The organism is Desulfatitalea tepidiphila (assembly GCF_001293685.1).
Classification (GTDB): Bacteria; Desulfobacterota; Desulfobacteria; order Desulfobacterales; family Desulfosarcinaceae; genus Desulfatitalea; species Desulfatitalea tepidiphila.
The window spans coordinates 2768571-2790788 of record NZ_BCAG01000003.1; the positions used below are offsets into that span (position 1 = coordinate 2768571).

Genomic DNA, 22218 nt, shown 5'->3' on the forward strand with positions numbered 1-22218 from the left:
ATGCATAAACTACTGATCGACGAACCCGGTGCCGAACGTCTGCTGCTGGGTAACGAAGCCATAGCGAGAGGCGCCCTGGAGGCCGGGGTGGCCTTTGCCACCACCTACCCGGGCACCCCTTCGTCCGAAATTTCGTTGAACCTGTTCCAGGTCTCCCAACAGAGCGACCTGTACTTCGAATACAGCACCAATGAAAAGGTCGCCCTCGAAGTGGCGGCCGGTGCCGCCAATGCCGGACTGCGCACCATGTGCATGATGAAGCACGTGGGCCTGAATGTGGCGGCCGACCCGCTCATGACCCTGGCCTATGTGGGCGTGCGCGGCGGCATGGTGATCCTCTCGGCCGACGATCCCAACATGTTCTCCAGCCAGAACGAACAGGACAACCGCTATTACGCCAAGATGTCCGGTCTGCCCATGCTGGAACCCTCCTCGGTGCAGGAGGCCCTGGAGATGACGGCCTATGCCTTCGAGCTCTCCGAGCAACTGCACGAGCCGGTGATCTTGCGCACCACCACACGCATCAACCACTCCAGTGCCTTTGTGCGTCTGGGCCCATTGAAAAAGCCGGTCGCCAAAGGCCGTTTCAACAAGGACCCGTTCAATTACGTCACCGTGCCGGCCGTCTCGCGCCGGCTGCACGTCAAACTGCTGGAAAACATGGCCAAAGCAGCGGAGATATCGGAAAGCAGCGCCTACAACACGGTGACCGGCAACGGCACCTTGGGCATCGTGTGTAACGGCGTCAGTTACAACTATGTCAGAGACGCCGTGACCGAACTGGACATCGCCGAACGAACCAAAATTCTCCGGGTCGGCATGTCCAATCCCCTGCCGGCCGATAAAATCAAACAATACCTCAACGGATGCGAAAAAGTGCTGGTGGTCGAAGAGGGTGAACCCTTCATGGAAGAGGCGGTCAAGGCCTTTGCCCAGGAAGCGGGACTGACCCTGAAGATCCAGGGCAAGGGCGAAGGGCTCTTTTCGCGCTTGTACGAATTCGATCCGGCCATGGTGCGCCGCATCGTGGCCGGCTATTTCGGGGTGGCCGACATCCCCAAACAAAAGCTCGACCTGTCCGATGTCCCCGAGATCCCGGCCCGGCCGCCCAACCTGTGCGCCGGCTGCTCCCACCGCGCCACCTTTTACGCGGTGAAAAAAGCTGCCGAAGGCATGGACACCATCTATCCCAACGACATCGGATGCTACACCCTCGGCTTTCTGCCCCCGTTGAGCATGGGTGATTTTGTCATCTGCATGGGTTCTTCGGTCAGTTCGGCCTGCGGATTTTCCAAAGCCACCGATCAGAAGGTTGTGGCCTTCATCGGCGACTCGACCTTTTTCCACTCAGGCCTCACCGGCCTGGTCAATGCGGTGCACAACAACCACAACTTCACCCTGGTCATCCTGGACAACGGCACCACGGCCATGACCGGCCATCAGCCCCACCCCGGAGTGGACATGGACGCCTTGAACATGGCAGGCTACAACCGCATCTCCATCGAGGCGGTGGTCCGGGCCGTGGGCGTCTCCCATGTCACGGTCGTCAAGCCGTTCAAGATCAAAAAAAGCATCGATGCGATTCGCGAGGCACTGGCGTTCAAAGGGGTTTCGGTGATCATCTCACAGGAGATCTGCACCCTCTACGCCCGCAGCCAGGGCATCTTGAAACCGCGTGCCTTCCAGGTGTCAGACCGTTGCACCAATCACCGCGACTGCATCAATGAGCTGGCTTGTCCGGCCTTTTACCTGGAGGGGGAAAGGGTGCGCATCGACGCCGATGCCTGCGTGGGATGCGCGGTCTGCGCCCAGATATGCCCGGAGAATGCCATCGTGCCGGTCAAATCGGCCTGACTGGAAAAAACCATCCAGTTGATCTGGGATGCAACGGATGGATCGGCGGTATCGACGCAAGGATGCCAGTTACTAGAGGTTAAAGTATAAAGTTTTAAGTTTAAAGTGAAGGAATGCTGTCTGTTTCATACGGATCAAAAGCATATTCGTGATGAGATGCACTTCTTTAGCGAGAGACCCTGGGGCCTGCACAAAAAAACAAAATGGCCTTTTACCTTCACTTCAAACTTTACACTTTAAACTTAAAACTCAAAAAATAAGGTAACCACATGGAAACACTTCGATTGATCATTGTGGCTGTCGGCGGGCAAGGCAACCTGCTGGCTTCAAAAGTATTGGGTGAAGCGGCCCTGCTGGCCGGCATCCCCGTCCGGATGAGCGAAATCCACGGCATGGCCCAGCGCGGCGGCGTGGTCGAATCGGCTATCGTGTTCGGCGAAGCGCAGAGCAACATCATCTCCGACGCCGAAGCGGACATCCTGTTGGGCTTCGAACCCGCGGAAACCCTTCGGGCCCTGAACAAATGCAACCGGGAGACCGTGGTGATCACCAACCTTTCGCCTGTGCCGCCGTTCACAGTGGCCATCGGCAAAGGCGCCTATCCGGACCTGGCGCACATTCAAGACCTGATTCGCGCCAAGACCCGTCAGTTGATCGCATTCGACGCCGTGGCACTGGCCAAAGCGGCTGGCAGTGCCATGGCCCTGAACATCGTGCTGCTCGGCGCCCTGCTCCAGACCGGCCGATTGCCCATTACCGCCGAACAGCTTGAAACCGCCATCCGCACCAAAACCAAAAAGGCTTTTGTCGATAACAACTTAAAAGCCTTCCGGTTGGGATACGAGGCGGCCGAACGCGCCACCAGATCAACATAAAAAAGACCAGCATAAAGGCAGATCATATAAAAATTGATGGATTCGTAAAAAGCAGTTGCCGGAGGGCGCCGTAACAATCTCATCCGGAGGTATCCAAGGCCTGAGGAGCAGTGCCATGAAACGCCAAACATGGATGTGCGTACTTCTGGCCGCCGTTCTTCTGACCACGGCGGGCCGCCTGGCCATGTGGCCGGCCACAGCGGCGCAACCCCTGCCGCGATCCAGTCCGGCGGTCAACACCGTGTCCGATCCATCACCCAGGGGAAATGTGCTGCGTTTCGGCATGCCGGTCACCGATGTCGGACGGCTGGATCCCCACCTTGCCGCCGGCTCCCAGGATCGTGCCCTGGCCGATATGGTGTTCAACGGCTTGCTGCGTTATGCGCCGGGCGACGCGCCCAAACTCGAGCCCGACCTGGCCGCAGACATCCCCCTGTTCGAGATGGTAGGCGGCCGGCAGGTCTGGACGGTCCATCTTCGCAGGGGGGTCATGTTTCATGCCGGCCCCATGACCGACGCCTACGAACTCACGGCCGACGATGTGGTCTTTTCGCTCCGCAAATCGGCCGACCCCGCCCATTGCGCCTACGCCGGCGAGTACGACGGCATGACCTTCGAAAAAGTCGACGCGTATACGATCCGCATCATCCTCGAAAAACCGCTCTCGTCGATTCTCTTCCTGCCCAAGCTGACCGATTATGCCGGTGGTTTCATTGTCAGTAAACGGGCCGTCGAAGCCATGGGAATGGAGGCCCACCGTATTCACCCGGTCGGCACCGGCCCTTTTGCCTTCAAGATGCGTATTCCCAATGAAAAAATCATGTTGTCGGCCCACCGCCAGTATTTTCGCGGCCGGCCTGAACTGCAAGGGGTGGAGATCCATTTTTCATCGGATATCACAATACTCGAGGCGGATTTGCGCAGGGGCGACCTGGATGTCATCATGGGGTCCGGAGACAAGGAGTGGATCGAAAAGATGGAGACGGTGGGCGACGTCGCGATCGACACCCACGGGGTCGGCGAGGTGATCTCTCTGTATTTGAACACCCAGTTCAAACCGCTCCATGACGTCCGGGTCCGCAGGGCCATCGCCTATGGGATAGACCGAGAGGCATTCCTTTCCATTTCTCATCCCCGTCTGGTGGGCAGCGCCTATTCGCAAGTCCCGGTCCAGTTTCTTCCCGGCGGTTTGACACCGTCCGATGCGGCCCGGCTCGATCTGCTTTATCCACTGAACCTCGAAAAAGCCAGGGGACTGCTTGCCGACGCAGGTTATCCGGACGGGTTCACCATGGATCTGGTTGCTTCGGAAAAACGGCTCCACCGCGGATGTTTTGCGCTGATCGTCGAACAGCTCGCAAAAATCGGAATCGATTGCCGCATCACCTTCGTCCCCCACGGCGCCATGCACCGGTTGATCCGCCAGGGATTGCAGCCAATGGTCCTCTATACGGCCTGGCGCCCCAACGCCGACGCCTACCTGAGCCGCTTTTTTCACTCCGACGCCATCGTCGTCACCGGTTCGCATCCCGACACCAATTTTTCCCACTACCGCCAGATCGACCGATTGATCGAAGCCGCCCGGCTGGAAATCAATCCCGAAAAACAGATCCACCTTTGGGAACAGGCCCAAATCAGGATTTTGAACGATATGGCCGCTTACCCGATCATGTTCACGAAGCAGTGCTACGCCCGGAAAAGGTATGTGGACTACGGACACGAGCTGTCGTCGACCATGGCGCTCTATCCCCAGTTCACCGAGAAAACGAAGATGACGGCCAGACGATAGACGAACACGCCACCGTAAGGCGCGAATCGTAAGGGGATTGTTCGATGAACACCTATGCCAAGATCCTGGCCACCACCTTACCGCTGGTCCTTTTTTCCCTTTTTGCCACCGCCGGCACGACTTACTATTTCACCCACCAAGCGCTGACGCAGTTGGCCGAAACCTGGCTCGAGACCCGACTGGAAGAAGCCGTGCAAGCAGCCTCCGAACAGAGGGACATTCTTTATAAGTACGGTCTGGAAAACGTACCGGCCAGCAATGCCAAAGCCCAACTGGATGCCGGCCGCCGCATATCCCACATCGACGTGGGGCGCGAAGGCTATATCTTTGCCGTGGACACCCGGGGGGTCATTGCCATGCACCCGGACGAACGCAAGATCGGCACGGATGTCAGCGACCAGGCATGGTTTCGAAAACTGGGATTGGACGGCGGACGCCTCCGGTACGATGCCCAAGGCGTCAAAAGCCTGGCCCTTTTCAATTATTTCGAACCCTGGCAGTGGCACATTCTGGCCGTGGACCCGGAACGCGAAGTCTATGGCGTTGCCAACCGCATGCGACCCTATCTCGTCTATCTGGGCATCATCAGTTCCATCGTTCTGGCAGGAGCCCTGATGCTGCTTACCCGGAAAATCACCGCGCCCCTGCGGGAGTTGACCAACGGGGCCGAATCCATCGGCAAAGGCGACCTGGAGACCCGGATCGACATCCGGTCCAAGGATGAATTCGGCCGCCTGGCCTCTGTGTTCAACGAAATGGCCGCTCGGATTCAGGCCTCCCATCTCGAGCTGGAGAGTCGTGTGGCCGCCCGAACCGCCGAACTCAGTGAAACCAATCGGCGATTGAGAGGAGAAATCGAGGAGCGCGCCAAAGCCCAAAAAGAGCTCAGCGACAGGGAGCAAAACCTCAAGGCCATCCTCAGCGCGTCCCCGATCGGTATTGGCCTGGTGATTCACCGAAAGCTGGGTTGGGCCAACGAAACGATGTATCGCATGCTCGGTTATGAAAACGGCGATCTTCTCAACACGAGCGCCGAAATCCTCTATCCCGATCGCCAAGAATTCGAACGCGTCGGCAAGGTCATATATGACAGTATCGCCAAACACGGCATCGGCCAAGTGGAGGCCAAATGGGTACGTAAAAACGGCATGGTGTTCGACTGCCTGGTGCGACTCTGCTCCCTGTATCCCGACGATCCGGACAAGGGCCAAATCTTTGCCGTCATGGATATTTCCGAGGCCAAGCGTCTCGAGGCCGAACTGCAGCGCGCCAAGAAAATGGAGGCCATCGGGTTGCTGGCCGGCGGCGTGGCCCACGATCTGAACAATATCTTATCCGGCATCGTCAGTTATCCGGAACTGCTATTGCTCGATCTGCCCAGTGAGAGCCCCCTCGTCAAACCCATCGCGACCATCAAAAAATCAGGCGAAATGGCGGCCGCCATCGTCCAGGACCTGCTGACCATGGCCAGACGCGGCGTTGCGGTCAGCGAGGTCGTCAACCTCAACCAGATCGTCGCCGAACAAATGAAAAGCCTTGAATTCAAAAATCTGATGTCTTGTCATCCCAATATCCAGGTTTCCATTGCGCTGGCGCCCGACCTGCTGAACATCAACGGCTCCGTGCCCCACCTGTCCAAAAGCGTGATGAACCTGATGCTCAATGCCGCCGAAGCGATGCCCAAGGGCGGCAAGATCGATATCATCACCAGCAATGCCTACATTGACAGGCCCATCCGGGGATACGAGCATGTGGCGCCGGGACAGTATGTGCAACTTTCCATCGCCGACACGGGCGTGGGGCTCAACGAAAAAGAGATGGAGCGGGTTTTCGAACCCTTCTACACCCGGAAAAAGATGGGACGCAGCGGCAGCGGCCTGGGAATGGCCGTGGTCTGGGGCACTGTCAAGGACCATAGCGGGTTCATCGATATTCAAAGCGCAAAAGGCGTGGGCACCACCTTCACTCTCTACTTCCCGGCCACGAAGGAGTATGTGAAGGCCGAATCACCGAAATTTTCCCCGGACCGATATAAGGGCAACGGCGAAAAGCTGCTGGTGGTGGACGATGCCGACGTGCAGCGCGAAATCGCCAGGCGAATTCTTGAAAAACTGGGCTACGACGTGACCTGCTGTTCCAGCGGCGAAACAGCGGTCGAGTACCTAAAGGATCATACGGTGGACGTGATGGTACTGGACATGATCATGGACCCGGGAATGGACGGGCTCGACACCTACCGCGAAATCCTCCGGTTCAAGCCCGGAATCAAGGTCATTATCGCCAGCGGCTTTTCAGAATCAGAAAGGGTCAAGGCAGCCCAGGAGCTGGGAGCAGGCCCATATATTCGAAAACCCTATACCATCGAGACCATAGGAATGGCCGTGAAAACCGCTTTGGCAGGCAAGCCGTGCCGAAAGTGATCCCCTGGCGACCCATGCAAAACAACAGAAGCATAAAGGGGCCATTCGGGCCCGAACCGCAAGACACCTCACCGTCACAATTGGAAATCCCCGGCGGCGTCTACCTGTGCCAGGTCAGTGAAACAGTCTCCTGCGGCGCTTGCTGCGGGCTCTATAATCTATCAAACGTGTCGCGGGCGAGTCTCTCGGCCATGCTGGCCCATCGGACTGTGCAGTTCCAGAAAATACCCAGGACCGTGGCGGCCATCGATGAGTTTGCCGCCCGGATGCAGGCCGTCGAGCCCCAAAACCGGCCCTTTCCTCAATTTCACCACTGCCCGTTCATCGGTCTGATCGGCAAGGATCGACAACGGGTGGGGTGCCTGCTGCACCCGTTGGCGGAAGGCAATGCCGGGATCGATTATCGGGGCTTGAGCTACTACGGCGGTCTGGCCTGCAGGAGCTATTTCTGCCCCGCTCCCCACGAACTCCCGGCCCGCTACAAACGGGTCCTTCAAACGGTGATCGACGATTGGTACACCTATGGCTTGATCGTCACCGAAGCGGTGTTGGCTGGCGCCATTTTCGGCCGGATCGAAACGATGCTCGGTCGCTCCCTGGTGCCGGAGCTGTTCGACAAAAACCCGGCGGCGCGCGCCGCATTGAACGACCTGCTCCGGATAAAGATCGACTGGCCCTATCGTCCCGCACATGCCGACACGCCCTGCCACCATTTCTTCCCGGACGCCGGCGATATCAAGCCGGCCATCGACTATGAAACGATCGGTGCGCCTCCTGCCCCGGCCGATGACATCCTGGTCGAACTCGTCTCCGAATTCAAATCCGTCGACGATTTGGCCGATGCCCGTGAATGCATCTCCCGCGCGATTCAGAACGTGGTCGCGGCCCTGGCATCGAAGATTTGACAATCGACGATCGGTGCAAATCTATACACCATGCCGCCCAAATAAAAAACCGAACCATTGGAGCACACGAACTGCGCTAAGGAACCCGATCGATGCAAGACCACAATATCGACCGATGGATGCATGCACATGATTTTGAAATACAGAACCGCGCCAACGAACGGCGGGTGCTGTGGGTTATCGGCCTTACCGTTGTCACCATGGCAGCCGAAATCACGGCCGGCTTGCTATTCGGCTCCATGGCCCTGCTCGCCGACGGCTGGCACATGGGCACCCACGCGGCGGCGTTGGGAATCACGGCCCTGGCCTATCATTTTGCCCGCAGGCATGCCCGCGACCGGCGATTCACCTTCGGTACGGGTAAGATCGGAGTGCTGGGAGGCTACAGCAGCGCCGTGGTACTGGCCGTCGTGGCCTTGCTGATGGCCGTCGAGTCGGCCGAAAGGCTGTTTCATCCCCAGACGATCCGCTTCGACGAGGCCCTGATGGTGGCGGTCCTGGGGTTGGTCGTCAATTTGGCCAGCGCCCTGCTGCTGCAACAACCGCATCACGGCCACGGTCCGGATGCGTCTCACCAGGGACATGGGCATGACCACGACCATCACCATCACGACCACCCCGACCACAACTTGCGCAGCGCCTATCTTCATGTGTTGGCCGATGCCCTCACTTCGGTGCTGGCCATTGGGGCCCTGGTCGTGGGAAAGTTCTGGAACTGGGTGTGGATGGATGCGGTCATGGGCATCGTCGGCGCCCTGATCATCGCCCAGTGGGCCAGGGGGCTTTTGAAAGATACGGCGCGGATCCTGCTCGACCGCGACATGGACAAGGAGATGGTGCAGCGCATTCACGATCTCATCGAGGCCGATGCCGACAACCGGATCGCCGATCTGCACATCTGGAAAATCGGATCCAATCAGATGGCCGCCATCGTCTCGGTGGTCACCCATTTTCCCAGGCAGCCGGACCATTACAAGCAACTGCTCGCCCCCATCGAACAGATGGCCCATCTCACCGTGGAAGTGATCGACTGCACCATCGGCCCATGCCTCACCACCAACGGCGGCCTTGCCAAATAAGTGCTTTTATCCTATGGCAGAGCGATGCATCCCGCCCCGCAGCGATATTATGACCTGAACCGCTATTTCCGCGACCGATTCGGCTGCCGGGTCCACAAGCTGACCGTGGACGCCGGGCTCACCTGCCCCAACCGCGACGGCACCGTGGGCCGCGGCGGCTGCATTTACTGCAACGCCCGCGGTTCCGGTACCGGCGCCTTTTCCAGGGGACTGTCTATCACCGAACAACTCGACATCAGCAAGGCAGCGGTGGCCGCAAGATTCAAGGCCCGGAAATTCATCGCTTATTTCCAATCCTTTTCCAACACCTATGCACCGGTCGAACGACTCCAGGCCATGTATGACGAGGCCCTGGCCGTGCCGGATATCGTGGGCCTGGCCATCGGCACACGGCCCGATTGCGTGGATGAAGCCAAACTGAACCTACTGGAAGATTATGCCCGCGATCACATGGTCTGGATCGAGTATGGCCTGCAGTCGGCCCACGACCGCACCCTGTCCGCCATCAACCGCGGCCACGATGTGAACACCTTCGAAGCGGCTGTACAAGCCACCGCCGGCCGGGGAATGGAGATTTGCGCACATATCATCCTCGGCCTGCCTGGAGAGACGGGCGACGACATGCGTGCCACGGCCGATTTCATAGCCCGCCTGCCCATCGACGGCGTGAAACTGCACCTGCTCTACGTGGTTAGAGGCACCCCCATGGAAGCCCTCTACCGGTCCGGGACATATCGTTGCCTCGAGCAGGCGGATTATGTGGAAATGGTCTGCGACGTTCTGGAGCGTTTGCCGACTCGGATGGTGATTCAAAGACTCACCGGCGATCCCCACCGGGAGGAACTGGTCGCCCCCGTCTGGGCATTGAAGAAAAGAGAGACACTCGAGTCGATCCGGCGCCGCCTGATGGAACGCGATAGCTTTCAGGGCAAAGCGTTTGCGGCCAGGGCTCCGAACTGACTCCCATTCATTGGACCCGGCCCTGGTGGAACAGGTGGCCGATGCCATCCGAATTTTTACATCAAACAACGCCTTGAAAGCAGGCTCCTCGGTTCGGATCACATTCAGTCAGAATTGTTGGGTTGCGGAAAAGTGACGGTGGGAGGGCAGGAAAAACTGAGCTATAGCCACATCGCTGTCCTGGTCAATAAAAAAGGCACACTTCCATGACGGGAGTGTGCCCTGAAGCTGAAGCAGCTTTATTTATCGAACGGTCACGTTGACCGCCGACGGTCCCTTGGGTCCCTGCTGGATATCGAAGGTCACTTTTTCGCCTTCGTTGAGCGACTTGAAACCACTGGCATTGATACCGGTGTGATGAACGAATACATCCGGTCCGCCATCTTCCTGCTCAATGAACCCATACCCTTTGCTGCTATTAAACCACTTTACTGTTCCACTTGGCATAGTAACATCCTCCTTTCTTAAAAAATTCTCAAAGCTTCATACTTGAGGATGTCACCTGGAACACGTCGGACTTTCCTTAAGCGCGAAACTACCCGCCAATGAAGATCGGGTCTTTATTGATTGACTGTACAGTAGCACTTTTTTTGTAGAAAGCAAGTATAATCTATTCTTTATCGATTTTTGCCATCCTGACACCGGAGGACCGCCTCAAACCATCGGGTTGCGTGGCAAAGCAAGGGTTCATGCTTATAGTGACTCATACATCGCGGCCATAGATAGTGCCCATCCACAAATGGCCAATTGGCCCGATATCGGTGTTGCACGAAAAATTTAATCCTCGGGATATTGACCATATGCCTGCGGTTAAATTTTTCGTGCGCCTTGATCTCGACCCAATTTGCCTATTTGTGGACGGACACTAGATAGATCGTCTATGCGATCGCTACAGAAAATTCCCTTCAGAAGGAGAAGGTTATGAAAACGGCTGAAGACATTTTGAACGACAAAGGCCCAGGGATCATGGTCAGCGTCACCCCGGACCAGCGGCTATCCGATGCCATCGCCAAGATGAATGCGGCCAACGTCGGCGCCATGTTGATCGAAGCAGAAGGCGAGATTATCGGCATCTGGACCGAACGGGACCTGCTGCGGGCGACGGGCAGTCCCGGTTTTGATCCGGAGCAGGCCGTTATCGGCGATCATATGAAGACCCATCTTCATTTTGCCGATGCCGATACGCCGGTGGAGCGGCTCGAAGAGATGTTTCTGGGGCTTTATATCCGCCACATCCTCATTCGAAAAGAGGAACGTTTCATCGGACTGCTGTCCATCGGAGACGTCCTGCGGGCCAGCCTCCTGGAAAAAGACAAGCAGATCAAGAAGCTCAACGCCATCGCCAGCTGGCAATATTACGAAAACTGGGGGTGGGACCGCAAAAAGCGCGGCAAGACCAAATCCAGGTAAGGGGATTCAGCCAGGACGAGGGCGCCTCTCCTCTCGAATCGGCTACAGGGGATTGAACCGTTTGGCCAACGGAAAGCGACGACCTTCGCCAAACGCCTTGGGTGTCACCTTGAGACCGGGTGCGGCCTGGTGGCGTTTATATTCGTTGCGGTCCACGCGGGCCGTGATATCGGCCACCGCTTGGGGATCGTGACCGGCGGCCACCAGTTCATCGACCGACATGGCTTTTTCCACGTAGCCCTCGAGGATGGCATCGATGACCTCATAGGGCGGCAGGTCGTCCTGGTCGGTCTGATCGGGTTTGAGCTCGGCCGAAGGGGCCTTCTCCAGGATGCGCATGGGAATCACCTCCTGCTCCCGGTTGATCCAGCGGCATATCTCGTAGACCAGCGTCTTGGGCACGTCGGAGATGACGGCCAGTCCGCCGTTCATGTCCCCGTACAAGGTGCAGTAACCCACCGCCAGCTCGCTCTTGTTGCCTGTGGAGAGCACCAGGCAGCCGTCCCGGTTGGAAACCCCCATGAGCAGCGTACCGCGGATACGGGCCTGCAGGTTCTGTTCGGTCAGACTCAACGCCGTGTCGTCCGCGTCCGGCACGAGCAGGCGGACAAAATCCTGGTACAACCCGTCGATGGGAATGATCGAATAGTCGACCCCCAGGTTGCCGGCCAGATTGCGGGTGTCCTGGTAGTTGTCCGGAGAGGTGTAGCGCGATGGCATGAATATCGTAGCGATCTGCTCCGGACCCAGGGCCTGGACAGCGATATAGGCCACCAACGCCGAATCGATACCGCCCGACAAACCGATGACCGCCTTCCTGAAACCGCATTTGGTGACATAGTCGCGAGTGCCCATGATCAGGGCCTGCAACACGGCCTCGGTGTCCGAACCAATAACCGGGTGCATCTCGCCCCGGCCGTCGGCCGTATCGTACAGCACCATGTCTTCAGCAAATTCCGCGGCGCGGGCCACGACCTGGCCCCTGACATCGAAAACAGCGCTGGCGCCGTCAAACAGAATGTGATCGTTACCGCCCACCTGATTGGCGAACACGACGGTGACCTTGTGTTTGCGCGCCAGGGTCGCGAGCATGGTATCGCGGAAGACGCGCTTGCCCTTGTGAAACGGCGAGGCGGCGATATTGATCAACACGTCCGCGCCATCCCGTACCAGCTGGGCCACCGGGTCGCGGGCATAAAGCCGGCGCCGGAACACATCCTTGTCGTTCCAGGCATCCTCGCAAATGGTCAACCCGATGCGATGGCCCTTGTAGTCGACCGGTTGGGTGGCTGTTCCAGGTTCGAAATGGCGCTGCTCGTCGAACACATCGTAAGTGGGCAGCAGTTGCTTGTTGGCGGTGTGCAATATCCGGCCGTCCTCGAACAGCACCGCAGAATTGAACAGGGCCTTACCGGTTTCATCCGGATTGCCGGTGACCAACCCACAGATCACCCCGATGCCGTGCACCTCCTTGACCAGGGCCGCCAGACACTTTTCATTGGCGGTCACGAAGGCCCCATATTCCAGAAGGTCCCGGGGTGGATAGCCGCACAGGGCCAGTTCCGGAAAAACGGCCAAATCACACCCCTGCTCCATGGCCCGGCGACTCCCCTCGACGATCAAGGAGAATTGACGTTTAAAATCCCCGATAAGCGGATTCACCTGAAAAATGGCAATTTTCATAACACGCACCTGTTCTACCGGACCACCTGAGGGTTGAATGTCTCTGGCCGGGCCCGATTGCTTTTAACCTACAGACCTGAATCTTTTATCCGCAAAGGTCCTAAAATGCAATTTCGATTCAGTCCCGCAACATTGCCAAGGCGCTCGTCCGCATGATAAAGATGACATCATGTAAAAAGCAGATATCTGCCAGGAGGATACCCATGAGAAAAGTCACCATGGTTTTCGTCGCGCTGTTACTCATCGTCTCCCCCGTCGCCGCCGAAACCATCTATATATGGACCGATGAGAATGGCGTCAAACGTTTCAGCAACCAGCTTCCAGAAGGGGTTGAGGACTACGAGACCGAAGAGGGCGCGGCTTCGGATGGCGAAGGTGGAGAGCGGCCCGAATTCGATCGGATGATCGAAGAGGTCAAGCAGGAAAATCGCCAATCCGACATCGAGAGGGAAGAGGAGGCCGCCCGGCGCAAGGCGGAAGCGGAACGCAAGGCCAAGGAAGAAAAAGAGGCCCGGATCGCCGCCGAACGAGACCGCCTTCAAAAACAGATCGATGCGTTGAACAACAGGGCCCTCAGTCCGACTTTCACCCAAGGCATGCGGGACAATCTGATTCGTCAAATCCAGGAAAAGATCGATGCATTGAAATAGTGCCCGGCTGAACCTGGAACACGAGTTGTGGAATGTGTGTTTGCGTCTCACGGGTTTTGTTCGGATTGACACAAACCGGCTTGCACGGGTGGGATGATCTTTGTACCAGTCGCTGAAAAATCTGGCCAAGAAAATCTACGAGCGCTTCATCAAACTCAAAGGCGCCCCGCGGGAACTTGCCTTGGGGTTTGCCTTGGGTTTGTTTATCGGCATGAGCCCGTTTTTCGGGATGCATATCGCCATCGGCGTCATTTGCGCGTCGATTCTCGGTTGGAGCAAGATCGGCGCTGCCATCGGCGTTAACATCACCAATGTGTTCACCGTACCGTTCATTTATCCGGTCACCTACTGGGTCGGTTCGAAAATCACCGGATTCACGAAACACGTGAGCTGGCCCACCTCCCCTGATTTCGACGGATTTTTACAGCTCTTGAAAGATTCGCCGATGATCGTACTCGACCTGTGCGTGGGGGGCGCAATTCTGGGTATTCCCATTGCCGTCATCGGCTATTATCTGGCCTTCAATGCCATCACCGTCTACCGCCAGAGGGTGCGGGAGCGGGTGCGCGAACTCAAACGGCAACGTAAGTTGAAATCCCAGGCAAAGAAAAAGACAAGACGGCGTAAACCGCGCAAAGACAAATCTCAAACGCAGAAAACCGCCGCAGCCCCTACCGGCGGGAAACCCGGCAAGCCATGACGCAGCGGATGGGGCGGTTTCATCCACGGAACGGACCGGCCGCTATTTTAACACGCTGATCACCAGGTAACTGCAATATCCGATGTAGACGGCCAGCAGGATGGCACCTTCGAGCCTGTTGATGCGCCCCTGGCCTTTGAATCCGTATCCCAGGACAAACAGAGAAAACGTCAAAGCGGCCATGACCGTCATGTCCCTGAAGAAAACCTCCGGCCCCACGGTCATGGGTTGAATCGATCCCGCAATACCGACCACGGCCAGGGTATTGAACAGGTTGGAGCCCAATATATTGCCCAGGGCGATGTCGTGTTCATTTTTCCGCGCGGCGATGACCGACGAGGCCAGCTCGGGCAGAGAAGTGCCGACCGCCACAATGGTCAAACCGATGATCAGGTCGCTCACCCCGAAGCCGCTGGCGATTCCCACGGCCCCCCAAACGAGCAGGCGTGAACTGACGATCAACAGCACGAGACCGACCACCAGCCAGAAAATCGCGCGCCGAATGGGCATGATGTTCTCCGCCAATGCCTGGGCCATTTCGCTGCCCAGTGCATCGGCCGGGCGTCGCACCCCTTGGAAAATGGTCCAGCCCATGAGGCCGGCGAACACGCACAGGAGCACCAGGGCGTCGAATCGGGTGATGCGTCCGTCCCACAATTGCCATGCGGCCAGCAGGGTGACTCCGGACAGGATCGGCAACTCCTTACGCAGCACCTGGGAGTGGACGGCGATGGGGCTAAGCATGGCCGTAAGTCCCAGAATCAAGGCGATATTGGTGATGTTCGAGCCGTAGGCATTGCCCAGTGCGATACCCGGCGTGCCTTGGGCGGCCGCAAAGGCCGACACCACCATTTCCGGTGCCGACGTACCGAAACCCACGATCACCATGCCGATCAACAGCGGTGACATCCCTAAATGCCGCGCCGTGGCGGCCGACCCTTCGACAAACCGATCGGCGCTCCATACCAACAGCGCCAACCCGGATATCACTGCTAAAATCGCCCACATCATGGAATTCGTCACGCCTCCCTGCCCTTGCGGCGTTATCGGCTCAGCACCTCAACCACCTTCTCCAAGAGCCCGTTGACTGTAAACGGCTTTTCTATAAAGTCAATATCTGCTTCCAGAACACCCTGCCGGGCGATCACGTTGTCGCTGTAGCCCGACATGTAGAGCACCCGGGCTTCCGGATGATGCGCCGCGATCCTGGCAAAAACTTCGGGGCCGTTCATCCCCGGCATGACCACATCGGTCAGCACCAGGTCGATGGGCGCACCGTGCGATGCGGCCTTCTCAACAGCGTCCCCGACCGAAGCCGATTCGAACACGACGTAACCGCCGCGCCGGATCACGGAGACCGCCATGGCGCGAACCGCGGGGTCGTCTTCCACAACCAGCACCGTTGCAGTGCCGGAGCCGATCCCATGTACGGTAACCGTCGATGGCGGCTGTACCTGAATCGGAAGGGGTGCGTCGCTCAACGGCAGATAGATTTTAAATGTGGCGCCTTGCCCCGGTTCGCTGTAGGCCCAAATGTTGCCGCCGTGCTGTTTGACTATGCCGTAAGAGGTCGCCAATCCAAGGCCGGTGCCCTTTTCTTTGCCCTTGGTAGTAAAAAACGGTTCGAAAATGCGGGACAGGGTCTCCTTGTCCATGCCGCAGCCCGTATCGCTGATCCGGATCATGGCGTAATCACCGGGCGTCACACCGGACTTTAGATCGGCATAGGTCTCATCCAGCACAACCCGACCGGTTGCAATGGTCAATGTCCCGCCGTCACTCATGGCGTCCCGGGCGTTGACCGCCAGGTTCATCAGCACCTGGGTCAATTGGGCGCTGTCGGCAGCCACGGTCAACGGCTCATCCGACAGACGCAGCTGCAATTCAATATCCTCCCCCAGCAGTCGTTGCAGCAGGCGTTCCAACTCCGCCACCGCGGCATTGACATCCAGGCGCTTGACCTCGAGCAGTTGCTTGCGACTGAAGGCCAGCAACTGGCGGGTCACATCCCTGGCCCGAATGGCGGCATCGAAAATTTCCCGCAACGGCGCGTGGTGGGGATGGCCGTCCTGCAACTCTTCGAGCACCAGTTCGGCATACCCCATGATAATCGACAGCAGGTTGTTGAAATCATGGGCCACGCCGCCGGCCAACCGCCCCACGGATTCCATCTTCTGGGCCTGGTTGAGCTGTTCCTGCAGCGCTTCTCGCTCCGCGTTGGCCCGATGGCGTTCGGTGATGTCCCGCGTCACGCCCTGCAATCGGACGGGCCGGCCGGCATCGTCATAAAGCACCTTGCCATGGATCTCGACCCAGATCGGCTCACGGTTCTTTTTAAACATCGCGACGTCGAAAACGACACCGGCTCCCCCAGGTCCCTTTTCCAGCTCTCCGGCGATCACACGGGCCATCTCGTTGAAATTGTCGTCATCGCAATGGTCCGGCAACCGGCTACCGATCCACTCTTCCGGGGTATGGCCGGTAAGTAGGGTGATGGCCGGATTGACATAGGTGAACCTGAGATCGAGGTCCATCACCCAGATCACGTCGAGGGTGTTGTCGGCCAGCAATCGATAGCGATTTTCGCTATCGCGCAGCTCTGCGGTTTTTCGGGCAACCTGTTTGCGCAACGACCAGGACCAAAGGGAAAAGGCCAGAAGAAGCACCAGCAACGCCACGGCAACCAGAGCCACGTACCCCAGCATCATCCGAACACCGAAATGCGTATCTTCGTATACGCCCATCCATCGCTCATAGATGCGTCGATACTCGCCGGTGGCCTCGATCGCCTTCAACCCTTCGCTCAACTGGGCCAGCAGCGCTTTGTGACTGTGCGGCACCGCATAACAGTAGCCTGGACTGAGCAGGGGCTGCCGTCCGACGGTCAGGTTTTTCCAATCCTGTTTTTCGATCCAGTACAGAGCGGTCAGGCGCGACACCAGGGCGCAATCATGGTTGCCCCGCACGAGTTCGAACAGAGCGTCCTCCTGCGCATCGACCACGGTGATCCGATCCGCGAGGCCGTTTTTAAGCACAAAATCGTGCATGATATCGCCCTGCTGAACGACGATGCGACGTCCGGTCAGGTCGGCGACGGCGGTGGGCGGTTCCCCCTCACCGGTCCGCACCACGGCCACGCAATGATTGACGGTATGGGGTGCGGTAAAATCAAAGGCCAGGTCTCGCTCGGGCGAGTAGAACATACCCTGCAGCGCATCGATCTCGCCGCGCGCCAGGGCATCGCGGACCTGCTCCCACGGCCCCAGGCGGATCTCCACATCGAGCCCCAACTCCCGGGCGATGGCCCGCGTGAGATCCACATTATATCCGGACGGACGGCCGTTCTCATCCAGATATTCGTACGGCGGGTAGTTGTGATCACCTCCGATCACGATTCGGCGCGGGACGGGCTTTTCCAGTTGCACCGAATTGTCGGCCAGAAGGTGGGCATGCATGCCATGCCCTGCGACCCCACCGATCACAGCAATAATCAAGAAAGCGAAAGCCCGAAGGTGGCGTAAAGTTCCCAATTTCATCAAAAATGCCTTTTTCCCCTTGACAACGGATCGATATTTCACGTTAATTGAAGTGACCTATTTCTCTCAGCGGCTGGATCTCCTTCAGCCATATGCCCATTGAAAACCGTTACTTAAATTGAATCTGAAAGCCGGGACAGCGCAGCGGAGCACGAGGCGAGGCTGTTGTACCTATTTTCAGCACGCTGTTCAATGATAAGGCGCAACACTGCTGACAAGCGCACATGGGGGCAGCCATGAAAAAATACGTGATTGCGGCAATTCTGGTCGGGGTGGGCGTGGTGATCGCCTTTCCCTTGCTGAGCATGACCTACTACACCATGGTGAGAACCTCCACACCGGATTTTTGTGCAACGTGCCATGAGATCAAACCGGCGGTGAGGGAGTGGCGTGCGTCCACCCACGTGAACAATCCCCAGGGGTTCGTGGCCGACTGCATGGACTGCCATCTGCCCGCGCCCCACAAGACCTTCGATTTCTTCTTCGCCAAAACGCTCCACGGTGCCAAGGACGTGGTCATGCATTTCATCATCGACGAATACGACCGGCAAAAAAACAGGGAGGCCGCTTACGCCTCCTTCGACAATGCCCAGTGCCAGAAGTGCCATCGCAACTTGCTGGACATGCCGGACAAGCGCGGCGCCATGCTGGCCCACCGCTCGGTACTTTACGCCCGGCCCGGTTACGAACGCAAGTGCGTGGACTGCCATTGGGATCTCGTGCACAACCCCAGCGAAACCGTCCAATTCAAGCAGTACCGCAAACTCCCCTATCACGCCAAGGGATTGAGAAAACTTTAAATACAAATCCTGATCACAGGTTACTGTCAATGCTTTCGGATATTTCAAAGAAAGGAGCAAAAACCATGAGGCGACGAAAAGTGTTGATTTTTACGGCTGTGACGATCCTGGCGCTGATCGCAGCCGGGGTCTCGCCACCGGCCATGGCCCAGCCCAACTTTGCCAAGGTCAAGGAGTTCCGCATCGAGCGGAGCATCCCCCCGGAGGCGGTCGCCTGCATCGAGTGCCACAAACAGACCAGCCCCGGTCTGTTTGCCGATTGGGCCAACAGCCGCCATGCTAACGCCAACATCACCTGCCTGGACTGCCATCTGGCCCAGCCCGGAGATCAGGATGTGGCCAAGGGGCATGACGCGGTTTACAGCCGCAAAGACCTTCCCTATGCCGAAGCAAAGTACAAAGTACCCGTCGCCACCGTCGTCACGCCCAAGGATTGCTCCCGCTGTCACCCGGACGAGGTGACCCAGTACAGCAAAAGCAAACACGCCAACACCATCGAAATCATGTGGAAGCTCGATCCCTGGCTGAACAAGGGCATGAATTCGGACAACGAGCGCAAGACCGGCTGCTACCACTGCCACGGCACGGTGCTGGCCATCGATGACAAAGGCAAGCTCGATGCCACCACCTGGCCCAACGTGGGCGTGGGGCGTCTGAACCTGGACGGCAGCAAGGGGTCGTGCACCTCCTGCCACAGCCGCCACCGCTTCGCGGTATCCGAAGCGAGAAGACCCGAAGCGTGCGACTCCTGCCACCTGGGGCCGGATCATCCCCAGATCGAAATATACGAAGAGTCCAAGCACGGCACGATCTACCACGCCTTCAATGACGAGTTCAACTTCAAGGCCGCGGCCGGCACCTGGACGCCGGGGACCGACTACCGGGCGCCCACCTGCGCCGCCTGCCACATGAGCGGCTCGGGCAAGGTCATGGGCACCCACGACGTCACCGAACGCCTCTCCTGGGAGACGCAGGCCCCGCTCACCGTGCGGCCCCAGGACTTCGCCGCCTTCCCTTCGGGCACCGACTGGAAGGTGGAGCGCGAAAAAATGAAAAATGTCTGCCTCGCCTGTCACAGCGACGCCTGGGTCGACGATTTCTACCAGGGCTACGACAAGGCGGTGGAAGAGTACAACGAAGTCTACTTCAAGCCGGCCAAGGCCAAGTTCGACGAACTGAATTCAAAAGGATTGCTGGATCAGACCAAGTTCTTCGACGAGCGTCTCGAAGTCGAATTTTACGAACTCTGGCACCATGAAGGCCGCCGGGCGCGCATGGGCGTCATGATGATGGCCCCAGACTATGCCTGGTGGCACGGCTTCTATGAAGTCAAGCTGCGCTTCGCCAATTTCATGGAAGAAGCCAACCACCTGATCGAAACCGGTCAGAAGGCTTACATCGCCAAGGACTTCCCCAACGCCACCGGCGATACGACCCGGCCGCCCAAGATTTTCGGCGGGAAGTAACGGGTTAGAAGCAGGTTCACAGAACCGTGCACGGGATATCCTGTGCACGGTTCAAATCGCGACCATACAACGAGGCGCCCGAGACAGGACCGGGCGCCTCGTCTGTTCTCAGCGACTTGAAGCAACATTTCCGAATTCCACCTCCTTTTCTGTCACTTGATGGCTATGTAAAACGTCGCTGTCGGACGGCGCCGTAACAAGTTCAAGATCAAGGCGTGCGACATTCCATGTCCTGAGGCGTACTTGTCGTACGCCGCAAGGACCACGGGATGAGCACAACGCAGATATTGGACGTGTTACGGTGACGTCAAACTTGACTCAAGTCAAGGACGCCGCGTCTGCTCCCGCGATATGACCCAACTATCTCGATCCCTTGTTGTTTTAAAGTCAAAAAAATCTCGAAGGGAGTGAATCGCTATCACATCGTCTTCTTGCAAACCAAACGCCGGCGCCAAAAAGTCCAACTGCTGGGAATTCATGCAGTGCGGCCGTGAACCGGGCGGCGCGAAGAGTGGGGAGCTTGGCATTTGCCCGGCGGCGGTCGATCACTCGTTCGACGGCATCAATGCCGGAACGTGCGCCGGGCGCATCTGCTGGGCGGTTTCCGGCACCTTTTGCGACGGTCGCGTGCAGGGATCGTTTGCCGAAAAGCGTGCCTCGTGCCTCGACTGCGATTTCTACCGGTCGGTTCACGCGCAAAAACAGACCACGCCCCACAACACGAGGTTCCTGCACTTCATCGACCGTAAAGGCCACAGTCCCTTTTTCGACCGCATGACCCGCAGACGCGTCGCGGCCGGCGAGCGCTTCGTCGACCAGGGTGCAATCGAGGACACGGCCTATATCATCCAGAGCGGCGCATGCCTGGTCATCGTGGAAAAAGAGGGCGAACTGCACCCCGTGGATCACTACGGCCCGGGTGACATCGTCGGCGGTCTGGGCATTTTGACCGGCGAACCGCGGCGCGCCCACGTGGAGGCGGAAACGGAGATGGACCTGTGGGTCATGACCCGCGCCCAGTTCGACGCGTTCACCGAGAAAGACCCGGACCTGTTGGATTTCATCACCGAACTGGTGGCCGATCGGTTCGACAGCCGGCGGCCCACCGCTTACCGGACCATCGGCAAGTACGTGACCACCGATATCATCGGCCGCGGCGCCTTCAGCATCGTTTACAAAGGCTTTCACAGCGTGCTTAACACACCGGTGGTGATCAAGATGATGCGTCACGACATGGCCCTGCACCCCGAATTTTTCGAGAGCTTTTACAACGAAGCCAAAACCATCGCCTCCCTGGAGCACGACCATATCGTCAAGGTCTATGACTTCGACGAGCGTTACCGGACGCTGTTCATCATCATGGAGCAGGTCAAAGGCGAGATGCTCAAAACCCTGATCAGCCGTCTGGGTACCCTGCCACCCGGTCTCGCGGCCCGATTTATCCGGCAGATCGGCGCCGCGCTGGCGTATGCCCACCAACGCGGGATCGTGCATCGCGATATCAATCCCGCCAATATCATCGTAGAACCGAACGACCGGATCAAGATCCTCGATTTCGGACTGGCCTGCCCCACCGGCACCGAAGACTTCACCGGCCTGGGCACGGCCGCCTTCATGGCACCGGAGCAGATCGAGGGAGGCCCGCTCGACGGCCGCACCGACATCTACGCCCTGGGGATCACCGCCTTCGAAATGCTCACCGGCCAGCGGCCGTTCCCCGAGGACGATCCCAAACGGTTGCTGAAACTGCACTTGACCCGCGACATCACCGATCCGAAAATCCTCGACCCGCATATTCCCGAACCGTTGCGGCGCTTCATTCTCACCGCCGGCCGCCGCGATCCCGACCAACGCTACGGAAACATGGACCAAGCCATGGCCGAGCTCCAACCGCTGATTGCCGACTATCCTGCGCCAGGCCACACGACCGTGCTCGACCAACGTAACGACCATGTCTCGCTGATGTTGACCCTCGCGGGAAAACAGGGGATCAATCTCGAAGCGGTGGCGGACGCGCTCAGGGCCGAGGCGCACCGGCTGGGTGCGACGCTGAGCTTCAACGACTGTATCGAACCGTGACGGCGAAACGCG

Annotated in this window: 17 protein-coding genes; 13 read left to right on the forward strand and 4 right to left on the reverse strand. The window is 58.2% G+C overall.

The window, feature by feature from the left end; all coding sequences use genetic code 11:
- The 7 genes from iorA to mnmL all read left to right on the forward strand — a co-directional run bounded on the left by iorA (position 1) and on the right by mnmL (position 9882).
- Positions 1-1854 carry an indolepyruvate ferredoxin oxidoreductase subunit alpha gene (iorA, locus tag DFT_RS16835; protein ID WP_054032303.1) on the forward strand — a complete coding sequence of 618 codons (1854 nt, stop codon included), beginning with the start codon at positions 1-3 and terminating at the stop codon, positions 1852-1854.
- 269 nt (positions 1855-2123) lie between these two features.
- A complete protein-coding gene (locus DFT_RS16840; protein ID WP_054032304.1) occupies positions 2124-2729 on the forward strand; it encodes an indolepyruvate oxidoreductase subunit beta in 606 nt (201 codons plus the stop codon).
- Between the two features lie 115 nt (positions 2730-2844).
- Positions 2845-4518, forward strand: coding sequence for an ABC transporter substrate-binding protein (locus DFT_RS16845; protein ID WP_054032305.1), 1674 nt, complete (start codon positions 2845-2847; stop codon positions 4516-4518).
- Between the two features lie 44 nt (positions 4519-4562).
- Complete coding sequence (locus tag DFT_RS16850; RefSeq protein ID WP_054032306.1) at positions 4563-6938, forward strand: response regulator; 2376 nt, start codon at positions 4563-4565, stop codon at positions 6936-6938.
- A 14-nt stretch (positions 6939-6952) separates the two neighbouring features.
- Positions 6953-7843: a hypothetical protein gene (locus DFT_RS16855; protein ID WP_152972032.1), complete on the forward strand. Its 891-nt coding sequence runs from the start codon at positions 6953-6955 to the stop codon at positions 7841-7843.
- Between the two features lie 92 nt (positions 7844-7935).
- A complete protein-coding gene (gene dmeF / locus DFT_RS16860) occupies positions 7936-8922 on the forward strand; it encodes a CDF family Co(II)/Ni(II) efflux transporter DmeF (RefSeq protein WP_054032308.1) in 987 nt (328 codons plus the stop codon).
- 24 nt (positions 8923-8946) lie between these two features.
- Positions 8947-9882, forward strand: coding sequence for a tRNA modification radical SAM protein MnmL/YtqA (gene mnmL / locus DFT_RS16865; RefSeq protein ID WP_054032309.1), 936 nt, complete (start codon positions 8947-8949; stop codon positions 9880-9882).
- A 243-nt stretch (positions 9883-10125) separates the two neighbouring features.
- Here the strand turns inward: mnmL and DFT_RS16870 are convergent, their stop codons facing one another.
- Complete coding sequence (locus DFT_RS16870) at positions 10126-10329, reverse strand: cold-shock protein (protein ID WP_054032310.1); 204 nt, start codon at positions 10327-10329, stop codon at positions 10126-10128.
- 474 nt (positions 10330-10803) lie between these two features.
- Between DFT_RS16870 and DFT_RS16875 the strand changes: the two genes are divergently transcribed.
- Positions 10804-11292, forward strand: coding sequence for a CBS domain-containing protein (locus DFT_RS16875; protein ID WP_054032311.1), 489 nt, complete (start codon positions 10804-10806; stop codon positions 11290-11292).
- A 42-nt stretch (positions 11293-11334) separates the two neighbouring features.
- Here DFT_RS16875 and DFT_RS16880 read toward each other — a convergent pair whose 3' ends face one another.
- Positions 11335-12975 carry an NAD+ synthase gene (locus DFT_RS16880; RefSeq protein WP_054032312.1) on the reverse strand — a complete coding sequence of 547 codons (1641 nt, stop codon included), beginning with the start codon at positions 12973-12975 and terminating at the stop codon, positions 11335-11337.
- A gap of 203 nt (positions 12976-13178) precedes the next feature.
- Here DFT_RS16880 and DFT_RS16885 point away from each other — a divergent pair, with 203 nt between their 5' ends.
- Positions 13179-13625: a DUF4124 domain-containing protein gene (locus DFT_RS16885; RefSeq protein ID WP_054032313.1), complete on the forward strand. Its 447-nt coding sequence runs from the start codon at positions 13179-13181 to the stop codon at positions 13623-13625.
- Positions 13626-13725: 100 nt separating this feature from the next.
- Positions 13726-14325: a DUF2062 domain-containing protein gene (locus DFT_RS16890; RefSeq protein ID WP_054032314.1), complete on the forward strand. Its 600-nt coding sequence runs from the start codon at positions 13726-13728 to the stop codon at positions 14323-14325.
- Positions 14326-14367: 42 nt separating this feature from the next.
- Here DFT_RS16890 and DFT_RS16895 read toward each other — a convergent pair whose 3' ends face one another.
- Entirely contained in the window at positions 14368-15348 is a 981-nt protein-coding gene (locus DFT_RS16895) for a calcium/sodium antiporter (RefSeq protein ID WP_235506251.1), read from the reverse strand.
- Between the two features lie 20 nt (positions 15349-15368).
- Entirely contained in the window at positions 15369-17780 is a 2412-nt protein-coding gene (locus DFT_RS16900; RefSeq protein ID WP_200907073.1) for a transporter substrate-binding domain-containing protein, read from the reverse strand.
- A gap of 317 nt (positions 17781-18097) precedes the next feature.
- On the opposite strand from DFT_RS16900, the gene DFT_RS16905 reads away from it, so the two are divergent.
- The 3 genes from DFT_RS16905 (at position 18098) to DFT_RS16915 (ending at position 22206) form a co-directional block, all read left to right on the forward strand.
- Positions 18098-18661, forward strand: a complete 564-nt coding sequence (locus tag DFT_RS16905; protein ID WP_054032317.1) for a cytochrome c3 family protein — start codon at positions 18098-18100, stop codon at positions 18659-18661.
- 65 nt (positions 18662-18726) lie between these two features.
- Positions 18727-20127, forward strand: coding sequence for a multiheme c-type cytochrome (locus DFT_RS16910; RefSeq protein WP_054032318.1), 1401 nt, complete (start codon positions 18727-18729; stop codon positions 20125-20127).
- A gap of 417 nt (positions 20128-20544) precedes the next feature.
- Positions 20545-22206 (forward strand): protein kinase domain-containing protein, encoded by a 1662-nt coding sequence (locus DFT_RS16915; RefSeq protein ID WP_369688334.1) that lies wholly within the window; start codon positions 20545-20547, stop codon positions 22204-22206.
- Positions 22207-22218: the final 12 nt, after the last annotated feature.

Coding starts and splice junctions, on each gene's coding strand:
- DFT_RS16855 (WP_152972032.1), top strand. CDS start 6,953: ATGCAAAACAACAGAAGCATAAAGGGGCCATTCGGGCCCGAACCGCAA.
- DFT_RS16870 (WP_054032310.1), bottom strand. CDS start 10,329: ATGCCAAGTGGAACAGTAAAGTGGTTTAATAGCAGCAAAGGGTATGGG.
- DFT_RS16905 (WP_054032317.1), top strand. CDS start 18,098: ATGAAAAAATACGTGATTGCGGCAATTCTGGTCGGGGTGGGCGTGGTG.
- DFT_RS16845 (WP_054032305.1), top strand. CDS start 2,845: ATGAAACGCCAAACATGGATGTGCGTACTTCTGGCCGCCGTTCTTCTG.
- DFT_RS16885 (WP_054032313.1), top strand. CDS start 13,179: ATGAGAAAAGTCACCATGGTTTTCGTCGCGCTGTTACTCATCGTCTCC.
- dmeF (WP_054032308.1), top strand. CDS start 7,936: ATGCAAGACCACAATATCGACCGATGGATGCATGCACATGATTTTGAA.
- DFT_RS16875 (WP_054032311.1), top strand. CDS start 10,804: ATGAAAACGGCTGAAGACATTTTGAACGACAAAGGCCCAGGGATCATG.
- mnmL (WP_054032309.1), top strand. CDS start 8,947: ATGCATCCCGCCCCGCAGCGATATTATGACCTGAACCGCTATTTCCGC.
- iorA (WP_054032303.1), top strand. CDS start 1: ATGCATAAACTACTGATCGACGAACCCGGTGCCGAACGTCTGCTGCTG.
- DFT_RS16910 (WP_054032318.1), top strand. CDS start 18,727: ATGAGGCGACGAAAAGTGTTGATTTTTACGGCTGTGACGATCCTGGCG.
- DFT_RS16900 (WP_200907073.1), bottom strand. CDS start 17,780: ATGCATGCCCACCTTCTGGCCGACAATTCGGTGCAACTGGAAAAGCCC.
- DFT_RS16850 (WP_054032306.1), top strand. CDS start 4,563: ATGAACACCTATGCCAAGATCCTGGCCACCACCTTACCGCTGGTCCTT.
- DFT_RS16880 (WP_054032312.1), bottom strand. CDS start 12,975: ATGAAAATTGCCATTTTTCAGGTGAATCCGCTTATCGGGGATTTTAAA.
- DFT_RS16840 (WP_054032304.1), top strand. CDS start 2,124: ATGGAAACACTTCGATTGATCATTGTGGCTGTCGGCGGGCAAGGCAAC.